Below are 20,775 nucleotides of genomic sequence, written 5' to 3'. Positions count from 1 at the left end.
CGCTCTAAGACAATAAATAAAGTAGTAAAAGCTTCGTAATAGGTTGGCAAACGGTGGGTTTTCTTTTACCTTTAATAGGGTAGTCGTTCTGGGAATCTTCTGTGCCTAATTATCTTCATAAATACATGCCATTGATAATGACCGTTCTTTTGGGCATAGCTGGTGGCTTGGCTAATCTATTACCTTTTTTCTTTTTAGATTCATCTGAATTCCTGTTCGGCCAGCTTTTTGTCTTGTTAACTTTAGTGCTGTTTGGTTGGCGCTACGCGCTTCTTTGCGCAGCGATCGGCGCTGGGTTTATATTTTATCGCTGGGGCCATAGTTGGCCCTCGGTGGTATTTGTGCTTGAAATAATTTGGCTACAAATCTTATGTGTGAAAAAGGGTAAGCCTTTTTTCATGAGGGGATTGGGATTTTGGTTGGTGATCGGGTTACCCATATTACTGATCTTCGGCTACTATCTTTTAAGCTTACCTAATCTTGTAATCGTCACAGCGTTGGCGAAGTACTTTATTAATGCAGCGCTATACCTAGCAATTGTTGATTTACTCGGTTTTTTCTTTATACGTCACTTATGGCGTGCACAGCCGTTGAATGCCATCCTTAATTACACCATTAGCCTTTTGATTGTGTTAGTGGTTCTAATCACCTCTATTGTGTTGACCAATAATAGCTATACCCGCATTGAGTATGAAGTCAAAGAGCAACTGCAAGGCGCTGCAAAAAATATTAGCGTTCAGCTTAATGATTATCTACAAGGGTATCGACGCGCTGTCGTAGGTGTTGCTAAAAATATAGAGCTGGGCTTGGATGAGCGTGTAGCACTTAGAACTTTGGTTGAGTTACAACCAGATTTACGTACCGCGATTTCAACTGATGCCAAAGGCATGATTGACGCTTTTTATCCCAATGTCTTTAAAAACAATCGGATGGAAGAAGCGCTGTCTGTGGTAGATAGAGATTATTTTGTACAAGCACCATTTTATCCAAATGGATATATCTCCCCTATGTTAGAAGGGCGGGGGTTTGGACGAGACCTAATCATCGCAATTTCAGCACCTATATTCAATGATGGTCAGTTCAATGGCATTGTTGAAGCTTCCTTGATATTTGAATCATTTTCCCGATTCCGTCCCAACATCTTAGTGAATAGTGGTGAATTGATAATCCTTGATAATACTAATCAAATTGTCTACAGCTCGCTGCCTTCGTCATATCAGGCGTTAGATAGTTTGCCCAGTGAGGTTTTGGACGCATGGCAAGATGATGGCAATGCCACTTATACAAATCCTCAAGGGAAAGTTTTGTATCGCTATGTGAGTAAAATCGAAGGATTAAATTGGACTGTGGTGACCCTGCTGGAAGGACATCATGTGCGTATTGCTGCTGCATCGGCATGGGGAAAATCGTTGCTACTAGCTTTGGTAATTATTGTCCTCAGTAGCATATTTGTAAGCCAGCTATCTCGTTATCTGGTGAAGCCTATTGCGGCATTGAGCGAAGACATTAATCACTTTGAGCCTAGCTCAATATTACGGAACTCTGCCGGTGAGCAAGCCAGTTGCTTGGAAGTTATCACGTTGCAACAACACTTTAATCAACTCGCATTTAAACTGACTATGAACTTCTCAAAGTTACAGCTAGCCAACAGTGAGAATGAAGAGCTTAACAAGAAACTGACTAACTTTAATCGTGAATTAGAACAACAAGTTAATGAAAAAACAGAAGAACTCCTCGCTGCTGTTGCTGCGGCCAATAATGCAAATAAAGCGAAAAGCCGCTTTTTAGCTAATATGAGTCACGAGATACGTACGCCCATGAATGGCATTATAGGTCTAACAGGCCTACTCGTTGAGCAGAAAAAAGGCGATGAAGAGACGCTCAAACAGCTGGAGATTGTGCATACGTCAGCGCAGAACTTACTACTGATCCTAAATGACATTTTAGATTACTCAAAAATTGAGGCTGGGGCATTAGCCCTTGACTTACATGCAACAGATGTATTCAAGCTATTTGACACCATAGCAATGCTCTTTGAACAAGTAGGCTTGAAAAAACAGGTTACGTTTGAGTATCAGTTATCGTCTAAATTACCGCCATGTTTATTAATTGACTCGCTAAGGGTCAATCAAATCGTTAATAACTTACTCAATAACGCAGGAAAATTTACAGAACAAGGCGTTGTATCATTATTGGTCGACTATGAAGATAACCAGTTGATAGTCAGAGTGAAAGATACAGGTATTGGCATATCACGTAACCAGCAAAAGCTATTATTCAATGAGTTTACTCAATTAGATGTTTCGACCACACGTCGATATGGCGGTACAGGACTTGGACTGACCATTTCAAAGCGTTTGTCCGAACTGATGGCAGGTGAGTTAGCGGTCGAGAGTGTAAAAGGAGAGGGTAGTTGTTTCACCTTGAAGATACCAGCCCCAGTCGCGGAATTATCAACACAGGCGGACTTGTCAACCAGTACTCCCGACTTAAGTAACACATCAGTATTGATAGTCGAAGATAACTTGGTTAATCAAATAGTGGTGGCAAAGGCGCTACAAGATACGCGATGTATTTTACACAAAACAATGGATGGCGTTGAAGCGCTAGCATTTTTAAAAGAGCACAGTGTTGATATTGTACTAATGGACTGTCAGATGCCAAACATGGATGGATATGAATGTACCAAGCATATTAGAAAAGAACCCAATGTATACGGTAAACCCTATATCATAGCGATTACTGCTAATGCTTACAAAGAGGATCGCCTCAAGTGTTTACAAGTAGGCATGAATAATTTTGTTGCAAAGCCAATTGAAAAAGGTGTGCTGTATAAAGCATTGGCTGAGGCGCTATCACATGCGAAATAGCCGCCTTTGTCCACTCAATACGATAACTGAAACGTTACAATGCTTGTTCTATAATCTTAGCTAAATCTTCAGCGCTGACCGGTTTTGAAAAGTAGTAACCTTGCATATAGTGGCAACCCAACTCTTTGAGGAATACCAACTGTTCTGTGTTTTCTACACCTTCCGCAATACACGACATTTGTAAACTTTCAGCGAGGAGGTAAATGGTGCGGATGATAGATTTATTGCTATTAAGGCTGTCCATTTTTCTGACAAAGCCCTGATCAATCTTGATAATATCAATTGGAAACTGATTGAGGTAGGTTAATGAAGAATAACCAGTTCCAAAGTCGTCCAGCAGTAAAACGAACCCAGCGCGTTTAAGTGCTATGAGTGAACGTTTTGCCTTATCAGTATCTTCCATGAGTGAGCTTTCGGTGATTTCTAGTCGCAACACACTGGTATTTAAGTTGAAGGAGTTAAGAATATTAACTAGGTTCTGGGCAATATCAGATTTAAGAATATGCACGGCCGACAGATTTAAGGACAAGTAAAACTCACTGTCATTTTCAATAAACTCGCGTAGTTCTCGCAATGCCCTTTTTAGCGCTTGCTCGGTCATCAATTCAATTAAACCAACTTCTTCTGAGATTGGAATAAAATCAATTGGTGAAACATTCTCACCTTCATATTCCCAGCGCATTAATAGCTCAACACCCACCACTCGACCACTGATAATATTTACGATAGGTTGGTAATGGTTGTATATCTGCTCATCTCTATAGGCTGTTTTTAACGCATTTTCTAAGGTTAGTTTACGTGAAAACTGCGTGTTCATTTGGGTTGTGAAAAACTTAAAGCCGTTTCTGCCCGCTTGTTTTGCATGGATCATTGCAATGTCTGCATTTCGGATCAACATTTCTGGCGTCTGCGCGTCAAAAGGATACATAGCTACACCGATACTGGCGGAGATACTCATCGTAATGCCGCCGATCTCAATTTTGTTGGGCAGGCAATCAAGTAACTTAGTTGCAAGTTCACTCAGTTTATGTGGAGAACGAACATCTTTAACTAACACAATAAACTCATCACCACTTTGCCGACCTAATACACAGTTTCCTGGGAGTATGTCGCTGATCCGCTCGGTGATCTTGATTAACAGTTGATCCCCCGTGTGGTGTCCGTAGGCATCGTTAATAGGTTTAAACTTATCTAAATCAATGAATAGTAAAGCGCAGTTTCGCTCTGACGATTGTGCATTGTGTAAGGCAAACTCGATGTGCTGTAGCATAAGATTACGATTTGGCAGTTTTGTTAGCGCATCAAAGTTTGCTAGGTAACGTAGCTCGCTTTCAGCCTGCTTTTGCTCTGTAAGGTCTGAAATTACGATGACGTAGTGTTCTATTTGACGGTTATCTTTGGAAATTGCGTTAATACTGAGATGAATTGGGTGTGCATCCTGATGAGATGTTTTAACCGTTAATTCTTGTCTGATGTGGTGATTTGGACCCAGTTTTTGGATGCGTTTGAGTAAGTTATTGAGCTTTTTATAACCAACCACTTTAGTAAACTTTTTGAAAGAAAGCTCTTTTACCGCATAGTTTTCGTCAAGTTCAAAAGCGTGACAAAAGCTCGCATTTACTGATAAAGGATGCAAGTCAGCATCTAATATGAGGATCCAATCACTGACCTGGCTAAATGCTTCACCCAAAATGGTTGCACGCAAATCTGTCGCCTTTTGCTCAGTAATATTGGTATAAATACCCATAATGTCTTTGACTTTACCTTTTTCGTCAAAACTCTGTACTTGACCAATATCGTGATACCAAAGCCAAGGTTCATTGATGCCTTTTACGCGATAGGTTAATGACAACTGCTTATCTGTTGGAGAAGAGATAAATTGCTTCCAAACTCGTTGTACATGTTCTTGGTCATCGGGATGAATAAGCTCAAAGTAGTCATTAAGTGTGGCCACTTCTGTGTCAGAAGATATGGGTAAGCAGTCAAAATTTCTGCGTTGTTTCACAGTTTTAGCGGCTAGGTTTACCTGCCATATGCCGCTTCGAGTAGTATTAAGCGCCATTTCAGTTTGTTGTTTACTGATGGTCATTTCACTCAATGCTGCCTTGATAGTTCTTTGTTTTTTGTTGTTTTGCTTTAGCCAAATCAAGACCATACTCATTACTGATAGGATATAGACAGCCCAAGCAAGAGGTGAATTAAACAACGAGTGTTCAACTTTAAATGACAATGTAATGGCATCATTTACTTGCTGATTACCAAGCGCGAGCTGTTCAATAAGTAAGGTGTACTCACCTGGCTTTAAGTGATTAAAAAATAGATAATTAGAATTTAAATTACTAAATTCAATAGATGTTGGGCCCGTCAAGTTTGCACGATAGTGGTAGATGAGCTGATTAGAAAAATCGAAATTGCTAAACATCACCTTCAGGCCCAAGTCGTCGTGATTGAGAACAAGCGGCTGAGCTTCTAGAAAAGTAGGGTAGAAGTCGATACTTCGAGACATTAGGCTAATGTCCGTAATAGCCAGTTCGGTTCTAGAGGTATTATTTTCAAGAAAGTCAGTTGGAGAAAACCAAACTACGCCGTTGATAGTGCCAAACGCCAACACGCCAGATTCAAGTGTCGTACTTGCTCCAGCGTTAAACTCACTATTGGGTAAACCATGACTGGCGTCGAACTTTTGTAATTGTCGATTACTGATATTGAGTCGGTACAAACCTGATTGACTGCTTATCCATAAATAGCCAAAGTTATCAGGGATCAGCTGATAAGCAGACTGAGGTTCAGACCCATCCGTAATTTTGAGCGTGTACTTGAGTGCTAAGCTTTGCTCGTCAAGCGCTATCAATCCATCCACAGAACTTGCCAGCCAAAGCGTACCGTCTTCGGTGTAGACCCAATGGTCAATCACCGAAAACCGCTCAGCATCCTGTTTGTTGAATTCGTAAATGGTTGTCAACTTACCTGTGCGTTCGTTATAACTGACCAAGTAACGTTCGGTACTGAGCACATATTCCCCCTGTCGCGATGGCAGCGGTGGAAGAAATTTATAGGCGCTATCTACGTCTAATTGTTGTGTGAGGTCGACTAATGAACGCACACTTTTGTTTAGCGCATCATATACGAAAAACCCTTCGCTACTAATGAATGCTATTTCGTTTTTACTGACTACCGAGGCTCCCCAGTTCAAGCTTAGAAATGGGTTTTTCTGTGGTGTTTCAACGGGAGGTAAATGTACGGTATCGTCAGATTTGTTTAACATACGCAGACCTGACAGAGTTTCCACGAACAACACATTGTTATCGATGTGATTTAACGCAATGGTTTTGTAGATGGCATTGGTCGCGTAGGCGGCCTTAGGGTCGGTATTTTTGTAATAGTGTTTTGGGTTTGTATCATGTAGCCCCTTGAACATGAGTAAACCATTGTCAGTACCAACCCAGATCTGGTTTTCATTTTGTTCGTAAATCGACCAAATATTGTGGTTGATAAAGGCTTTATTCTCGGCCTTTAATGTTTTAAAACGAAGTGATGTCAATGGCCAGTAATATGCACCTTGATTGAGTGTCGCCATCCATATGTTGCCATAGGTGTCAAACATGAGATCGATCACATTACTTTGCGCAAGTGCGAACTGGCTCTCCTTTAACGACAGTAATTTACTGGCTGTTTGACGTTTTCTATCAATGGTATAGACCCCGCGCTCCGTTGCTATCAGCTCACCATAGGGCGTGATTACATGATCCCAAATGTTTAGCTCTGGTACTAAGGTATAAGCCGATTCTAGTTGTAGCGTTTTGTTATTGATGGGGATGCTAAATAACCCTTGAACGGTACCAACAAGCAGGCCAATGGCTGGGTCGATTTTTAGTAACTTAACATTGCTATTAAGACTATTTCTTTGTTGCTCAGGTAAAAATTGCTGTTCTATGAGTTGCAGGGATTCAAAGTTATAGGAAAAAAAGCCTTGATTAGTGCCTATCAGTAAAACCTTATCCAGTCGTAGTAATGCTCGAATATAGCTGTGTTTTTCAAAACTTGTCACCAAAGTGGAGCGTTTACTGTTTAAATCAATCTTATATAAAAAGTTATCGATACCCGCATATAGCATATTGCCAATTTTGAATGCGGCGGTTATTTCAGAAAAAGCGTTTGAGTTGGTAACCAATCTGCCCGAATAAACTTGTTCGACTTCAAGGGTATTGATGTTGACTAGGTACGCGCCACTGAAGGCCGTTGAGACCAGCAATAAATCAGGGTCAACAAGGGTGATATAAGAAATATGCTTTGTTGCTAAATTAAATTGACTCTTGACGAGTGTGATGTTGTTCCCGTCATATCTATTAAGACCCAGCTGAGTGCCAATCCAAACGTAGCCATGCTTATCTTGTACGATACCACTGATACTGGCTTGTGATAGCCCTTCCTCAGTAGAAAGGCGGTTAATTGTATTGCCAACATTTTGCGCAGAAGCTTTACTTTGCAGCATAGCTGTAAAGCACAGGAGTAATATAAGCGCAAAGCAACGATACATGAATTAAGCCTTTGAATAAAAATTGATTATATAACTGTCTCCTGACAACTTAAGCATATACTAGATTTTGTCATAGCATTGTTTACAAGTAGGGTAAATCCATTTGGTTAAACTGAGGTTTTCAAGCCACTAATTTAACACAATATTTATGTTTATGACTACAAGCTTGCAATATTTAAACGCTAAGTTATGCCCACACACACCTTCAACTGCTTCTATATCCAAACTTTAGTCTACTTTTTCACTAATCACATGAGAATTATGGAGAAGTTAAAGGTTTTTAAGGCAATCTTTGCTCTTTTGAAAAGCAGACCCGCAAAGCTAAATGACAATAATTATCATTTTTTGAGTTTTTGTAGTTGATAACTATTTTTGTTTAGATTAAACTCATCGACAGTTAATGTTATTGAGATTGGTTTGTATTCATGTATATCTGCATTTGTCATGGTGTAACAGATAAAAAGATTGCTCAGGCGATTGATGATGGGGCAACCAGCATGCGTGAATTAAGTAAAGAGCTTGGTGTGGGTACTCAGTGTGGTAAATGTACCAACTGTACCAAAAAGATATTAAATGAAAAGCTCATTGAGATAGTGGATATCACCGATCAAGTTGCATAATCGGATAACATAAAAAGTTTATAATACAAAAAAGGGCCTTTTGGCCCTTTTTTGTTGCTGGTGGTTACATCTGCGACTGTAGGTAGTTTTCAATGCCCATTGTTTTGATCAAACTTTGCTGAGTCTCCAACCAGTCAATTTGTTCTTCTTGCTCATTGAGAATGGCATCAAGTGCTTCACGTGAAATATAGTCACGCTTTTGCTCTGCAAGCTCAATGGCGTTTTTCAAATCAACTAATGATAGTTGTTCGAATTCCATATTTGCCGCGATCATTTACTTCGCAATTCTCGCCAATGCGTAAACGACCTAAGCTTTGTAGATTCGGTAGCCCTTCTAAAAATAAGATACGCTCAATTAGGCGATCAGCATTTTTCATTTTTTGAATCGAGGTTTTATAGTCGGCTTTGTCTAATGCGGTGAAACCGAAATCTTTAAACATACGCGCATGCAAAAAGTATTGGTTGATACCCACTAATTCATTTGCAAGTACAACATTTAGCGCCGTGATGACTTCTTTATTTCCTTTCATGTCGGCTCCTAACCTATCTGCGATTGAATGTAATTTTGGATACCGATTTTATCCATTAGACCGAGTTGTTGTTCCAGCCAATAGACATGATCTTCTTCGGTATCAAATAACAGTTTTTCAAGCGTTTCACGTGATTGGTAATCCTGCTCTTGTTCGCAAATGGCAATGGCCTCTTTAACGCTTTCAACAACTTCTAATTCAAGCGTTAAGTCATTTTGCATCATAGAGCGAACATCGTGACCAATTAACAAGTCTCGGCGTTTGGTCATGTTAGGCACACCTTCTAAGAATAGAATGCGTTTTATTAACCAGTCTGCATGGGTGGTTTCTTCTTCCATTTCATGGTTTAAGCGTTCATATAGCTTGTTCAAGCCCCAGTCGTCATACATGCGTGAATGGATAAAATACTGATCAATGGCTGCCAACTCATTTGCTAAAAGTGCATTAAATGCATCAATAACTTTTTGCTTACCTTTCATACCGTCTGCCTAAAAAAGATTAATTGCGGCCAGTTTATCTAAATGTGTCGCGCTGTCAATGAAAAAACTATAAAAATCATACGGTTAAAAATTGATTATAATTCGCATTACAGTTCATTTTTGTATCATTATGTGGATTACTGACTTTTCAGGGTTAGGCCTTGAGTGCTGATATTACTCAAGGCCAGATTTGGCCTCTAACGAGGCTTTAAGTGAATATATCGATGTCTTGAAAACCGACTATAAAGCGCGGGCAGTACAAATAGTGTGAGACAAGTTGAGCTGACTAACCCGCCAACGACAACGCTGGCGAGGGGCTTTTGTATTTCTGCACCAACGCCGCTTGCCAGTAGCATGGGGATTAACCCAAATGCAGACGTTAAAGCTGTCATCAGTACCGGTCGGAGTCGAGATGCAGCACCACTAAAGATCGCCTGTGATTCATTCAGTCCATTTCTTATCCCTTGATTGATGCTCTCGACCATGACTACGCCATTTAGCACCGCCACACCAAACAAGGTGATAAAGCCAACTGAGCTTGGGACCGATAAATATTGTCCACTAATGTACAGCGTAAATACGCCGCCTATAATGGCCAACGGTACATTTAACAAAATGAGCATAGCTTGACCAACCGAGGAAAAAGCGAAGTATAGCAACAGGGCTATCAATGCCAGTGCCATTGGTACAACAACACTGAGCCTTTGTTGGGCTCTTTGCTGGCTCTCAAATTGACCACCAATGACCACAGAATAGCCGGAGGGGAGATCGATCATGCTATCGATTCCGATCTTAATTTGTTCAACAACACTACCCATATCTCGGCCTTGAATGTTGGCTTGGATCACTACAGTGCGTTGCACATCCTCTCTGCGTACCAGCGGAGGACCGGACTGCATGCTAATATCAGCAACATCAGCCAGTTTGACCCACGCGCCAGTGGTAGCCCGTAACCTTAACGACTGAATGGCTGAGACATCTTGCCTAAATGGTTGGTCAAGGCGTACGTATATGTCATAGCGTTCATTACCATCAATGATCTGACCTGCCAAGCTGCCACCAATGCCATCTTGCACAACATCCATTACCTGTGAAACAGATAACCCATAACGAGAAAGTTGTTGGCGGTTGGGAGTAACGACCAGCTGTGTTTCTCCAACGATCTGTTCAAGCGCTACGTCTGTTGTGCCTTCTATAGTTTTAACCAGCTCGGCTATTTGTTGGCCTTTTTGCGCCAAAATATCTAACTGCGGACCAAAAAGTTTGATGGCTAGTTGGGCTTTTACGCCGGATAGAAGCTCATCAACTCGGGTTGCAATTGGTTGAGAAAAATTGAACAGTAATCCTGGGAATTGTTCCAGCTTTTTGGCCATCAGATCTTGTAATTCAAGTCGACTTGCAGCGCTTTGCCATTGCTGTTTTGGCTTTAAGCCAATGTAAATTTCGATGTTATTGACAGGCTCTGGGTCGCCGCCCAACTCCGGTCTACCAATACGGCTCAACGCGTAGGTTACCTCAGGAAAAGACATCAGCTTCTGTTCTAACACAGGCGCTACATCCAACGCCGTTTGTAAACTAGCAGAGGGAGCTAACGTTACTCTCAGATTGATAGTGCCTTCTTCAAGCTCTGGTACAAACTCCGTGCCAATCTTTGGCAGCGTGACCAAAGCGGCGCAGAACAGCACTAATGCGCTACCTACTACATAGAAACGATGTTGCATCGCTTTGCGAAGTAGGTACTGATAGCCTGTGTCCAATGGGCCAGTGATAATGCTTGTTCTATTGCTGAGCGGGTATTTAAACAGATAACTGGCGAGGGCGGGGACGACAATTATGGCGACAAAGATTGCGCTAACGATTGATAACATAATACTGATGGCCATAGGCTGAAAAAGCTTGGCCTCTACACCTTCAAAACTAAATAAAGGAGTAAATACCAGTAAAATAATAAGTGCGGCGAAAAACACAGGGCGTGCTACTTCCTTGCCTGCCAATTTTAGGGTGTCGTTGTTAGGCGTAGTTTTGTCTTGATTCAGTCGTTTAATCATATTTTCAACCATGACCACTGAACCATCCACTAACATACCGATGGCAATAGCGATACCGCCCAACGACATCAAATTAGCAGACCAACCAAACCATGTCATACACATCAGTGCTAATGCAATAGACACAGGGATTGAAATAAGCACTAACGCAGTGGCGCGCAAGCTCATTAAAAATAGACCAAGGATAACGACAATGAGTACTAGCGCAAGTAGCAGTGCTTTAACAACGGTACTGAGCGCTTTGTGAACCAAGTCGGCTTGGTCATAAAAAGGAACTAAGCGAACTCCTTCAGGCAGTGCCCTTTGAATAACATCAAGCCTTTGATTAATGCCATCAATGGTTGCTTTGGTATTGGCTCCCATACGCTTGAGTATGATACCAGTTACAACTTCACCTAATTGTTCGATGTTGCCCTGTGCGTCACGGCGTGTCATGGTGACGGCTCCTTGGCGAATTTCACTGCCTAATTGGATGTTCGCAACATCAGATACGGTGATGACTGTGCCATCAATACTTTTTAATGGCACTTGTGCAAGCTCTGCTAGTCCTTGTTCACCACTGGCGTACCAGCCCATCCCACGAATAACGAGTTGCTCTTGGCCGCGATTCATATACCAGCCACCAACATTTTCATTGTTTTGCTCAATCGCATCAATGACGTCTTGTTGGGTGAGCGAGTAGGCGAGCAATAACGTGGGGTTGATGTTAATTTGATACTGTTTTACATGCCCCCCGAAAGACAACACATCAGTGACTCCGTCAATGGGCATAAGCAGTAACTTTACCACCCAATCATTTATGCTTCGAAGCGTCATGGTATCGATATCAGTATCAGGCTCTGCGATGAGTAAATACTGAAAGACTTGCCCAAGTCCTGAGGTATTCGGTCCCATCTCTGGCGTGCCAAGCCCTTTTGGAATGAGTTCTTTCGCGCTTTGTAGGCGCTCGAATACTTGTTGTCGGGCAAAATAAATATCAGTTCCTTGTGTAAATACGATGGTGACACCAGACAGGCCTGTCTTTGATACGGATCGCACCTGCTCAACGTCAGGTAAAGCATACATTACCGCCTCAATGGGATAAGTGATGAGTTTTTCAACTTCTTCGGATGCAAGTCCTGGAGCCTGAGTATTGACTGTTACCTGAACATTAGTGACATCAGGGAACGCATCTAGATTGAGTTTAGGAATTGTCACTACAGCCACACTTAAGGTAATAAACAGTGCTAATATGACCAACACTCGATTGTTAACAGACCAATCTATTAAGCGATTAAACATAGCTTTCACCTCGCTTAATGGTTGTGTGGGTCAAAGCTGCTTTTAGCAAGCTGTGACGATATAAAGAAAGCGCCTTGAGTGACCACATTTACCCCTTCTGGGAGGCCAGTAATTTCAATTTGATCTCCAAAAGCTCGACCGCGTTGTACTTCCATAGCAATAAATTGGTTTTCTTCTTTTTTGACAAACACTTGCCAGTCTCCATCTGTGCCACGTACTAGCGCTGTTTCAGGAACAGTCAGTATCGACTCTTGCGCAGGAAGAAGAAAATAAACATTCACAAACATACCAGCGTGTAGTTGGTGATCTTGATTATCAACCTGAAGTCGCACATTGCGCGTTCTGGTAACAGGGTCAATGGTGTGAGATTCCTGAATCACTTTTGCAGGGTAGGTTTGGCCTTGAAGCTCAACCACGACTTGGCTTTCTAGGCTTATATGTTGACTGTCGTTAGCAGATAGGCGCGCTTCCACCCATAAGTTCTGCTCATTTGCCAGTAGCATGAGAGTCTGTCCTGTGTTGACTCGCTGCCCCTGAGCAAAATCATCTTGTAAAACCACGCCTGATATCTGCGCATACAAACTGTACTGACCTAACTCGACATTTGATTGATTATCAAGTTGCTTGATTGCCTGTGGGCTTAACCCTAAAGCGGTAAGTCGGCCTAAATCAGCTAAATAGCGGGTCTTTGCCAACACACGTTGGCTATCACTCAGTGATTGGTCAGTCAAGTTTTCAACACGTTGCCATTGGCTTACAGATACCATGTAATCAGCTTGGGCCTGTGCCATGGCCTCACTGTAAAGGGTGACTAGTTTGTCCGCGACGTTTACCCGCTCCCCCAAAGCGGTATGACGGGTAATTATGACAGAGTCTGTTCGTGGTGATACGACATAGCTGGTGTAACCGTTCTCTTTTAGTTCACCCGGCGCATAGAGTCTTTGGCTCGGTTGATGCCTTTGTAGCTTGGTAACACGTACCTTTGCGAGTTGTTGCTGAGCTGTTGTCAGAGTAATGTGTGTTATTTGCTCATGTTCAGAGAGAGTATCAGCAACCTCTATAGAATTGTTATGAGTGTGCGGTTGGGCAGAGCTCGCAGCATTGGTGAACAGTAATTGAGCTAACGAAAAACACATAGCGCCCATGAAGTTTAGTTTACGCATAGTAGTCTCTTATCTAAATAAAATAATTTTTAGCGCACCCAAGGCTGGCATAGTGACTCGATGCCACATAGCTTTAAGCCGTGGATGGATTTAAGTCGGGCCATAAGACCCAAAAAGATAATGAGATTAAGCTTTCGGAGGTTTAAATTGAGGCTCGTGTCTGTGAATTGTATGAGAGTGAGTTTGCGAATAATCGTTTAGTGCCAGCACGATAGGTAATTGATTAACGAGTTTGCTGACGTACCAACTGAGATGACTACCACTACAATGACCGCAATGGTGGCAGTCTTTGATATTATGTCCATCCTGATCGTACAGCTCTGTGACGGTGGGATATTGCTTTGCATCATGATGCTCGGCATGAATATGCTCGGCATGAACATGCTCTGTTTGTAGGTGTTCAATATCAATTTGATGAGTTTGAGATGCAGACGCCACTGTACCGACTGATTGTAAAGCAATCACCAGTGTAATGATTATGCATATAACTATTCTCAAATTCATGCGCGTCTGTACCAAAATATTGTAAGCGGCTAAGCTAACAAACATTGTAAATGGGGTCAATGTGTATGTCTTAGCTGCTACTGATGCAAGTTTTAAGGTTTAGTTCCAGATATGGCGATTATAAGGCGGTTTTTGCGATACACTGGCATCATGATAAGTAAGTTGTAATGTGATTATGTACTCTCCGGACATATGTCAAAAAGCCAGAAAGAGTCGCGACCACCGCTTTGACGGGTTGTTTTATGTAGCCGTAAAAACAACGGGTATATATTGTCGTCCCATTTGCCCTGCGCCTGCGGCTCATGAAAAGAATGTTGAATATTATGAACATGCTCACAATGCTGCGGATGCAGGGTTTCGTCCATGTATTCGCTGCCGTCCTGATTCAGCGCCAGGCAGTTACGCTTGGCTTGGCACGCAGACGACCGCTGTGCGTGCGAAAAAATTGATTGATGAAGGTGCGCTATCCAATCATTCTGTGGCGCAACTGGCAGAGCGTTTGGGGATCACGCAGCGCTATTTAAATAAGTTGTTTGCACAATACTACGGTACGACGCCAAAACAATACGCGCTCTATAAACAATGTGATTTTGCGAAACAATTATTACAACAAACACAGTTACCTATCGCACACATTGCTTTTGCGAGTGGGTTTAATTCGTTACGTCGTTTTAATGACGCATTTGTTCGATTATTTCAACTGACACCCAGCCAACTGAGAGGGGAGCGTGAACAAGTGCAATCGCACATCACTTTACACTTACCATTTAGGCCACCTTATAACTGGGCGCTGCTACAAGGCTTTTTATCTAAACGACTCATTGAGCCCATGGAGTGGCTAACGCATAAAAGTTACGGCAGGACCTATCAAATAGGTGGTTATGACGGTGCGTTTGAAGCACATTTTGATGAACAGAATCATAGGTTTAAGGTTGAAATCACCATTAACGATATAGCGGGTTTGCACTTGGTAGTTAGTAATATTAGACGAGTATTAGATTTGGATGCGGACCCAAACTTTATTTATCAACATTTCTATCAGTGCTTACCTGAGTCATTTCAATTGATTGAAGGCTTACGACTTCCTGGCATCTGGAGCGAATTTGAAGCGGGTGTGCGTGCTGTGTTGGGCCAACAAGTCAGCGTTGCTGCGGCCAAAAACTTGTTGACGACGCTGGTTAATGAACTTGGGGGGGTCAATCATCTGGGGCAGCGATTATTTCCTTCGCCTGAAGCAATGGCGAACTGTGAGTTTGCATTTTTTAAAATGCCACAACGACGTAAAGAAGCTTTGGCGTACCTTGCGCAATACTGTGTGCAAAATCCTCTTAGCACAGAGCTAGATGACTGGTTGATTATCAAAGGCATTGGCCCTTGGACTGTCGACTATGCAAAAATGCGCGGCCAGAGCAATCCAGACATTTATTTAGGTTCAGATTTGGGGGTCAAAAAGGCATTTTCTAAATGTGGGGAACTAAATATTGAACAATGTGCTCCGTTTCGAAGCTATCTCACCTTTCAATTATGGCAACAATTATGATTTATCAACACACTATGAATACACCCATCGGTGATCTGATCATTCAGGCGTCACAACGCGGTTTAACTTATGTTGGCTTCAAGCCAAAATGCTGGCATGCAGAACAGCACAATACTCATACAAAAACTGCATTACAACAACTTAGAGAATATTTTACTGGGGCTAGATACGAGTTTGATGTTGCGATTGATGTGCAAGGAACAGAGTTTCAAGAGTCTGTTTGGAAAGTACTCACCACGGTGACATATGGAGATACCAATACTTATAGTTGGATGGCTAACTGTTTGAATAACCCTAAGGCCGTCAGAGCGGTTGGTAGCGCAAATGGCAAAAACCCAATCAGTATCATAGTACCGTGCCACAGAATCATCGGCGCAAATGGCACATTAACTGGCTATGCAGGTGGTGTGGAAAAAAAAGCTTGGTTACTTGAACATGAGCAGCAAAATAAAAAAACTTAGATATACTTAACAGCAAGTGAATGAACATTGGGGAACAAAGGATTGCTAGTGCGCTGGATTTTTTATAGTTATTTGTTACTGAATATACAAGCTTTATATGCTCAGACTTTGACCTTTTGCTATGAGGATAAAGAGTTAGCTCCCTCTTATATGGGCAAAGGGCTGGAAGTTCCTGCAACAAACCCTGGGGCAAGTATTGAAGCATTAAAAGCGGTCGAAAAGAATATCAGAGGGCTCACTATCGTCTTTGTTCGTCAACCATGGCAGCGCTGTTTACATGACATCAAACGCAATAAAGTAGATGCGGTTATAGCCAGTTATGTTGAAAGTCGTCGAGAGTTTATGACTTTCCCTAGTCGCAAAGAAGGGCAGTTAGACACGACTCTTGCAATCAACGAATTAGGGAGATGTTTAGTTGGAAATGAGGCGTTTATGTCGCAACTGGACAGTAACGAAGGGACTTTCAATCTCGCCATTCCAAGAGGCTATTCGTCAGCGGACAGAATATCAGATGCTCGTTTCACTAAAGTCGACACTTTGTCACAAAAAGATGCTTTCGATTTGGTGAGTAAAGAAGTTGTGGATGGAACGTTTGGACTTTGCATGATAAATGGTAAGCAGGTGAGTGCATACCCATATGCTGATACTTTACATGCCAAATATCCGCCATTTGATGTTAGCTATGGATTTTTGGCCTTTTCTAAAAATTTCTATACATACAATAAAGAGCTAGCTGATCAAGTATGGGCGGAACTGGTCAAATTCCCATTTGCTGAAGTGTACATGAGATATCTAAAGGAGGATGAACAGTCTCAAAGGAGTGACGCTTCTAACGTGACCAGTTCACAGTAACGTAGTAAACGAAATGAACTTTGGGTAGACTAACGGCTTTTCAAGCTTTAAGACACTCAAATGGCACAACTTTATTTTTATTATTCAGCAATGAATGCTGGTAAATCAACCACCTTATTACAGTCAGCATTTAATTACCGTGAACGCGGTATGACACCGTTTATATTGACTGCGGCAATTGATAATCGTTCAGGGGTAGGTAAGGTCGCGTCTCGGATTGGTCTAGAAGCAGATGCTCACATTTATGATGCACAGACCAACCTTAAGAAATTGGTAAATGACCATCACCTCCAAAATCAGATTGATTGTATCTTAGTTGATGAGTGTCAGTTTTTGAGTAAAGCGCAAGTCAGTGCATTGACTGATGTTGTTGATGAATTACATATTCCAGTTTTATGTTATGGTCTAAGAACAGATTTTAGGGGTGAGCTTTTCGAAGGCTCTCAGTATTTGCTAGCTTGGGCTGATAAGTTAATTGAGCTTAAAACCGTATGTCATTGTGGGCGCAAGGCTAATCGCGTACTGCGTACTGATGAACATGGTGTTGCAATTGCGGATGGGGCGCAGGTTGAGATTGGCGGTAATGATAGATATGTCTCAATGTGTCGTGAACATTATAAAGCTGAATTAAGCAAGGTGACAAAAAGCTAAATAGATAGCAAGTTCATACTTATCAACCAAAGGGAATGATATGGCAGGGGCAAGTTTACTTTCATTGTTAGATGATATCGCCACATTGTTGGATGATATTGCGCTAATGAGTAAAACAGCAGCAAAGAAAACGGCTGGTGTATTAGGGGATGATCTTGCGCTTAATGCGCAGCAAGTCACAGGTGTTTCTGCGGACAGGGAGTTACCCGTTGTATGGGCTGTAGCTAAAGGGTCTTTTGTTAATAAGCTCATATTAGTACCCGCAGCGCTTTTGATCAGTGCTTTCTTACCCTTTCTAATCACACCTTTGCTAATGCTGGGTGGATTGTTCTTGTGCTTTGAAGGGGCGCAGAAAGTCTTTGAAAAGCTATCTAACAACAAGCAACCTCATGACAGCGAAGCTAATTTATTGGTTTTGGACCGAGTCAGCTATGAAAAAGACAAAATCAAAGGTGCCATTAGGACTGATTTTATCTTATCAGCTGAGATCATTGTTATATCGTTGGGCACTGTCGCCGCGCAAAACTTGACGATGCAACTAAGTGTTCTGAGCATAATAGCGGTGGTGATGACAGTCGGCGTATATGGTTTGGTTGCACTCATCGTTAAACTGGATGACATTGGGCTGTATTTACTCTCAGCACCCAATGTAAGTGGTATCAAAAAAGCCATTGGGTCATCGCTGCTGGTAATTGCCCCTAAATTGATGAAAGTTTTGGCTGTTGCGGGCACCATTGCAATGTTTATGGTGGGAGGTGGGATCCTAACTCATGGTTGGCACTCACTGTCACTTTGGATCAACTCGTTTAGTGCTGATCTCGCAGCAGTCAGCTTCTCTTGGTTGGCGTATATACTGCCCAGTGTGATGAGTGCATTATTTGGCTTATTCGCAGGCGCGGCGGTAGTATTGCTGGGTATGGGAGCGGCTAGAATCAAGCCTAAATCATCATGAATATTGGCGGTGTTCCTACCGCCACTAACTGCATTTACAGGTATTGGCGAAACCAATTAATGAGCTCTTTGTTAGCCTCTTCTTTGTGCTTGCTTAGTCCATGGTTATCGTTTGGATACACAACCAGTTTATGGGGAATTCTGTGTTTAGATAAAGCGGCGGCAAAGTCTTGTGAGTGTTTAACCGATACACGTTTATCACCTGTACCATGCAAGAGCAGAATAGGCATAGCCGGTGATATTTATCAACCCAGTGTAATACTGACCTTTTGTCTAACTCCGCTTGCTTGTTCTCAATATAATTTGGTATTCGTTTTTCATAAACCTTCTCCATTTCTGGGCGGTAAGAGAGACCTTTTGCCAAATCAGTGTTGCCTGCAATCGTTGCAATGGCCTTAATATGAGAGGCTTGTTTAACTGCTAAGTGGGTCTGCATCCCGCCACGACTAGCCCCATACATACCGATTCTTTTGGCGTCAGCGCCTTCAATTGTAGGGATAAATTCTAGTAATGCTATGACATCCTCTACGTCTTTACCACCGAATTCATCCAACGTATCTGATCGTGTATGGGTACCTCGGTATTGACTGCCAATGATGACAAATCCTTCTTTAGCTATTGGAAATAAATGGCTCATCATGGTACCAAAAACCACCCCCCCAAAATTTCCGTTTCCGCCTCGGTTATAGATAAGTACGGGTAATTTATCTTCGGCGATTTTTGGCTTGATGACATAACCTTTGACCATATGGGAGTCAACCTCATATTCAAAGGTGCTGCAATCTAAACTATCTTTAAATTGTTGATATTTTTCTTTGCCGAATAGGGAGTCAAACCGAGACAGTTTTCTATTTACTATATCTGCCGATTTACTCCCTTTTTCATATTTCTTTTTCATTTGACCACGCCACGAGTCGTAATCAGCGAAGACCCAGCTAAAACAACTTTTTTCATTTTTTACTTCTTGATGATCAATTAAGTTAGACGCGTGAGATGAAAGTGAAGTCAACAAAAGTGGTAAAAGTAATAGATGCTTTTTCAAAACAACTCCTTTGTGTTTGTATCGTACATTCTGTACTTTGTGTGGACGTTTAGTTTAAATATCTAACGATAAATAATCTGAGTAGTTAAGCGAGAGACACAATATACGAATCTGGTTTGACCCTTATATAGTAACATACAAAGGTTTTTTGGCCTTCTGTTATTTTATACCTCGCAAACCGTTTGCTGTGGCCATCTGTACAATCGGTTGGCACTGTCCTCCTCACCATCCGTGGCTCTCAAGTAAAAAGTCTATTATGTAGCTAATACACCGCTACTCTGGTTGTGTTATCAATATCTCCAAGCTAAAAAGCGGCTAATTTTTTGGCCTTGAGCCATTTTTACCGTTTTAATTTCTTTAGGTTGCTGTTTCTTAAGCGTAAGTTTCAATGACGATAAGTTGTCTTTATTGGAAACTAGACAAGTGAACCAACCAACTTGCTCGGCATAATCTTTACTTTCACGGATCATGGTCTTAATAAAGCGCCTTTCACCCCCATCACACCAAAGCTCCTGACTTTGCCCTCCGAAATTCAATTTATTCGTAGGCTTTTGTCCAAGGTTTTGCCACTTGCGGCTGGTGCCTTGCTCAGCCTCTTTTTGGCTAGCATGAAATGGTGGGTTACACATGGTTAGTTCAAAGTACTGATTCGGCTTTATTATATTGTGGAAAATATGTTCAGTATTAGCTTGCTGAATCAGCTTTATATCCAAATCATTCGCTTGAGCGATAGTTTTTGCGCACTTGAGTGCTGCTGGGTTGACGTCCGATGCGGTAAATTGCCACTGGTATTCTGCGTGACCAATTAGCGGGTAGATAAGATTGGCACCTGTGCCAATATCTAATACTTTTACTGTGGAGTTAGACATTACCGTTTGAGTCGTTGAGCGGAGCAAATCAGCTAGGGCATGAATATAGTCCGCTCTTCCGGGTACTGGTGGACATAAAAAGTCTTTTGGTAACGCCCAATACTTTACATCGTAGTAGTGCATAAGTAGCGCTTTGTTGAGGCATATTAGCGATGCTCTATCACTGAAGTCGATACTGATATGACCTTTTACAGTATTGATAAGGTGACTTGATAATTCGGGTAACGTGGCACAAAGTGCTTGAAAGTCGTAACCCTGGCGATGTTTATTTCTACTGTGCATTGTTTGAGCGCTTGTGGTAAGTGGTCGGTCATTATATCGCTGAGAAGCTATTGGTGACAAATAGGTATGCGTTGCGAGTCTGTTTCACTACTGGT

General features: G+C 41.9%; 14 protein-coding genes and 2 pseudogenes. 7 read left to right on the top strand and 9 right to left on the bottom strand.

Annotation, left to right across the window (positions count from 1 at the left end):
• Positions 1–137: 137 nt before the first annotated feature.
• Positions 138–2,870: a hybrid sensor histidine kinase/response regulator gene (locus tag C2M32_RS18075; RefSeq protein WP_234401337.1), complete on the top strand. Its 2,733-nt coding sequence runs from the start codon at positions 138–140 to the stop codon at positions 2,868–2,870.
• Between the two features lie 34 nt (positions 2,871–2,904).
• Here the strand turns inward: C2M32_RS18075 and C2M32_RS18070 are convergent, their stop codons facing one another.
• The gene (locus C2M32_RS18070; RefSeq protein ID WP_105169704.1) at positions 2,905–7,407 is read right to left on the bottom strand and encodes an EAL domain-containing protein; all 4,503 of its coding nucleotides are present in this window, start codon (positions 7,405–7,407) and stop codon (positions 2,905–2,907) included.
• Between the two features lie 425 nt (positions 7,408–7,832).
• Between C2M32_RS18070 and C2M32_RS18065 the strand changes: the two genes are divergently transcribed.
• Complete coding sequence (locus C2M32_RS18065) at positions 7,833–8,027, top strand: bacterioferritin-associated ferredoxin (RefSeq protein ID WP_070983077.1); 195 nt, start codon at positions 7,833–7,835, stop codon at positions 8,025–8,027.
• 64 nt (positions 8,028–8,091) lie between these two features.
• Here the strand turns inward: C2M32_RS18065 and bfr (C2M32_RS18060) are convergent.
• From bfr (C2M32_RS18060) to C2M32_RS18040, 5 genes and pseudogenes are all read right to left on the bottom strand, one after another.
• Positions 8,092–8,557, bottom strand: a pseudogene (gene bfr, locus C2M32_RS18060) (bacterioferritin).
• An 8-nt stretch (positions 8,558–8,565) separates the two neighbouring features.
• Positions 8,566–9,036: a bacterioferritin gene (gene bfr, locus C2M32_RS18055; protein WP_105169703.1), complete on the bottom strand. Its 471-nt coding sequence runs from the start codon at positions 9,034–9,036 to the stop codon at positions 8,566–8,568.
• Positions 9,037–9,233: 197 nt separating this feature from the next.
• A complete protein-coding gene (locus tag C2M32_RS18050; RefSeq protein WP_105169702.1) occupies positions 9,234–12,365 on the bottom strand; it encodes an efflux RND transporter permease subunit in 3,132 nt (1,043 codons plus the stop codon).
• A 14-nt stretch (positions 12,366–12,379) separates the two neighbouring features.
• On the bottom strand, positions 12,380–13,528 hold the full coding sequence (locus tag C2M32_RS18045) for an efflux RND transporter periplasmic adaptor subunit (protein WP_105169701.1): 1,149 nt from the start codon (positions 13,526–13,528) through the stop codon (positions 12,380–12,382).
• A 126-nt stretch (positions 13,529–13,654) separates the two neighbouring features.
• Positions 13,655–14,032 (bottom strand): DUF2946 domain-containing protein, encoded by a 378-nt coding sequence (locus C2M32_RS18040; RefSeq protein ID WP_158678268.1) that lies wholly within the window; start codon positions 14,030–14,032, stop codon positions 13,655–13,657.
• Between the two features lie 175 nt (positions 14,033–14,207).
• Between C2M32_RS18040 and C2M32_RS18035 the strand changes: the two genes are divergently transcribed.
• From C2M32_RS18035 to C2M32_RS18015, 5 genes are read left to right on the top strand one after another with little or no spacing between them, the layout of a single operon-like run.
• A complete protein-coding gene (locus tag C2M32_RS18035; RefSeq protein ID WP_105169699.1) occupies positions 14,208–15,572 on the top strand; it encodes a DNA-3-methyladenine glycosylase 2 family protein in 1,365 nt (454 codons plus the stop codon).
• Complete coding sequence (locus C2M32_RS18030) at positions 15,569–16,033, top strand: methylated-DNA--[protein]-cysteine S-methyltransferase (RefSeq protein WP_105169698.1); 465 nt, start codon at positions 15,569–15,571, stop codon at positions 16,031–16,033. The genes C2M32_RS18035 and C2M32_RS18030 overlap by 4 nt, the downstream gene beginning before the upstream one ends.
• A 48-nt stretch (positions 16,034–16,081) precedes the next feature.
• The gene (locus C2M32_RS18025; protein ID WP_105169697.1) at positions 16,082–16,885 is read left to right on the top strand and encodes a substrate-binding periplasmic protein; all 804 of its coding nucleotides are present in this window, start codon (positions 16,082–16,084) and stop codon (positions 16,883–16,885) included.
• Positions 16,886–16,945: 60 nt separating this feature from the next.
• Positions 16,946–17,536 (top strand): thymidine kinase, encoded by a 591-nt coding sequence (locus tag C2M32_RS18020; RefSeq protein WP_105169696.1) that lies wholly within the window; start codon positions 16,946–16,948, stop codon positions 17,534–17,536.
• 40 nt (positions 17,537–17,576) lie between these two features.
• Entirely contained in the window at positions 17,577–18,488 is a 912-nt protein-coding gene (locus C2M32_RS18015; RefSeq protein WP_105169695.1) for a DUF808 domain-containing protein, read from the top strand.
• A gap of 34 nt (positions 18,489–18,522) precedes the next feature.
• Here the strand turns inward: C2M32_RS18015 and C2M32_RS21055 are convergent, their stop codons facing one another.
• From C2M32_RS21055 to rlmF, 3 genes and pseudogenes are all read right to left on the bottom strand, one after another.
• Positions 18,523–18,717 carry an alpha/beta hydrolase family protein gene (locus C2M32_RS21055; RefSeq protein ID WP_267894540.1) on the bottom strand — a complete coding sequence of 65 codons (195 nt, stop codon included), beginning with the start codon at positions 18,715–18,717 and terminating at the stop codon, positions 18,523–18,525.
• A gap of 68 nt (positions 18,718–18,785) precedes the next feature.
• Positions 18,786–19,235 (bottom strand): annotated as a pseudogene (locus C2M32_RS21050) (alpha/beta hydrolase family protein); the annotation flags it as partial.
• A gap of 584 nt (positions 19,236–19,819) precedes the next feature.
• Positions 19,820–20,680 (bottom strand): 23S rRNA (adenine(1618)-N(6))-methyltransferase RlmF, encoded by an 861-nt coding sequence (gene rlmF / locus C2M32_RS18005; protein ID WP_105169694.1) that lies wholly within the window; start codon positions 20,678–20,680, stop codon positions 19,820–19,822.
• Between the last annotated feature and the right edge of the window lie 95 nt (positions 20,681–20,775).

Origin of the sequence: Pseudoalteromonas sp. T1lg23B (assembly GCF_002964665.1) — a bacterium.
GTDB lineage: Bacteria > Pseudomonadota > Gammaproteobacteria > Enterobacterales > Alteromonadaceae > Pseudoalteromonas.
This window is presented reverse-complemented; position numbering and strand designations above follow the sequence as displayed.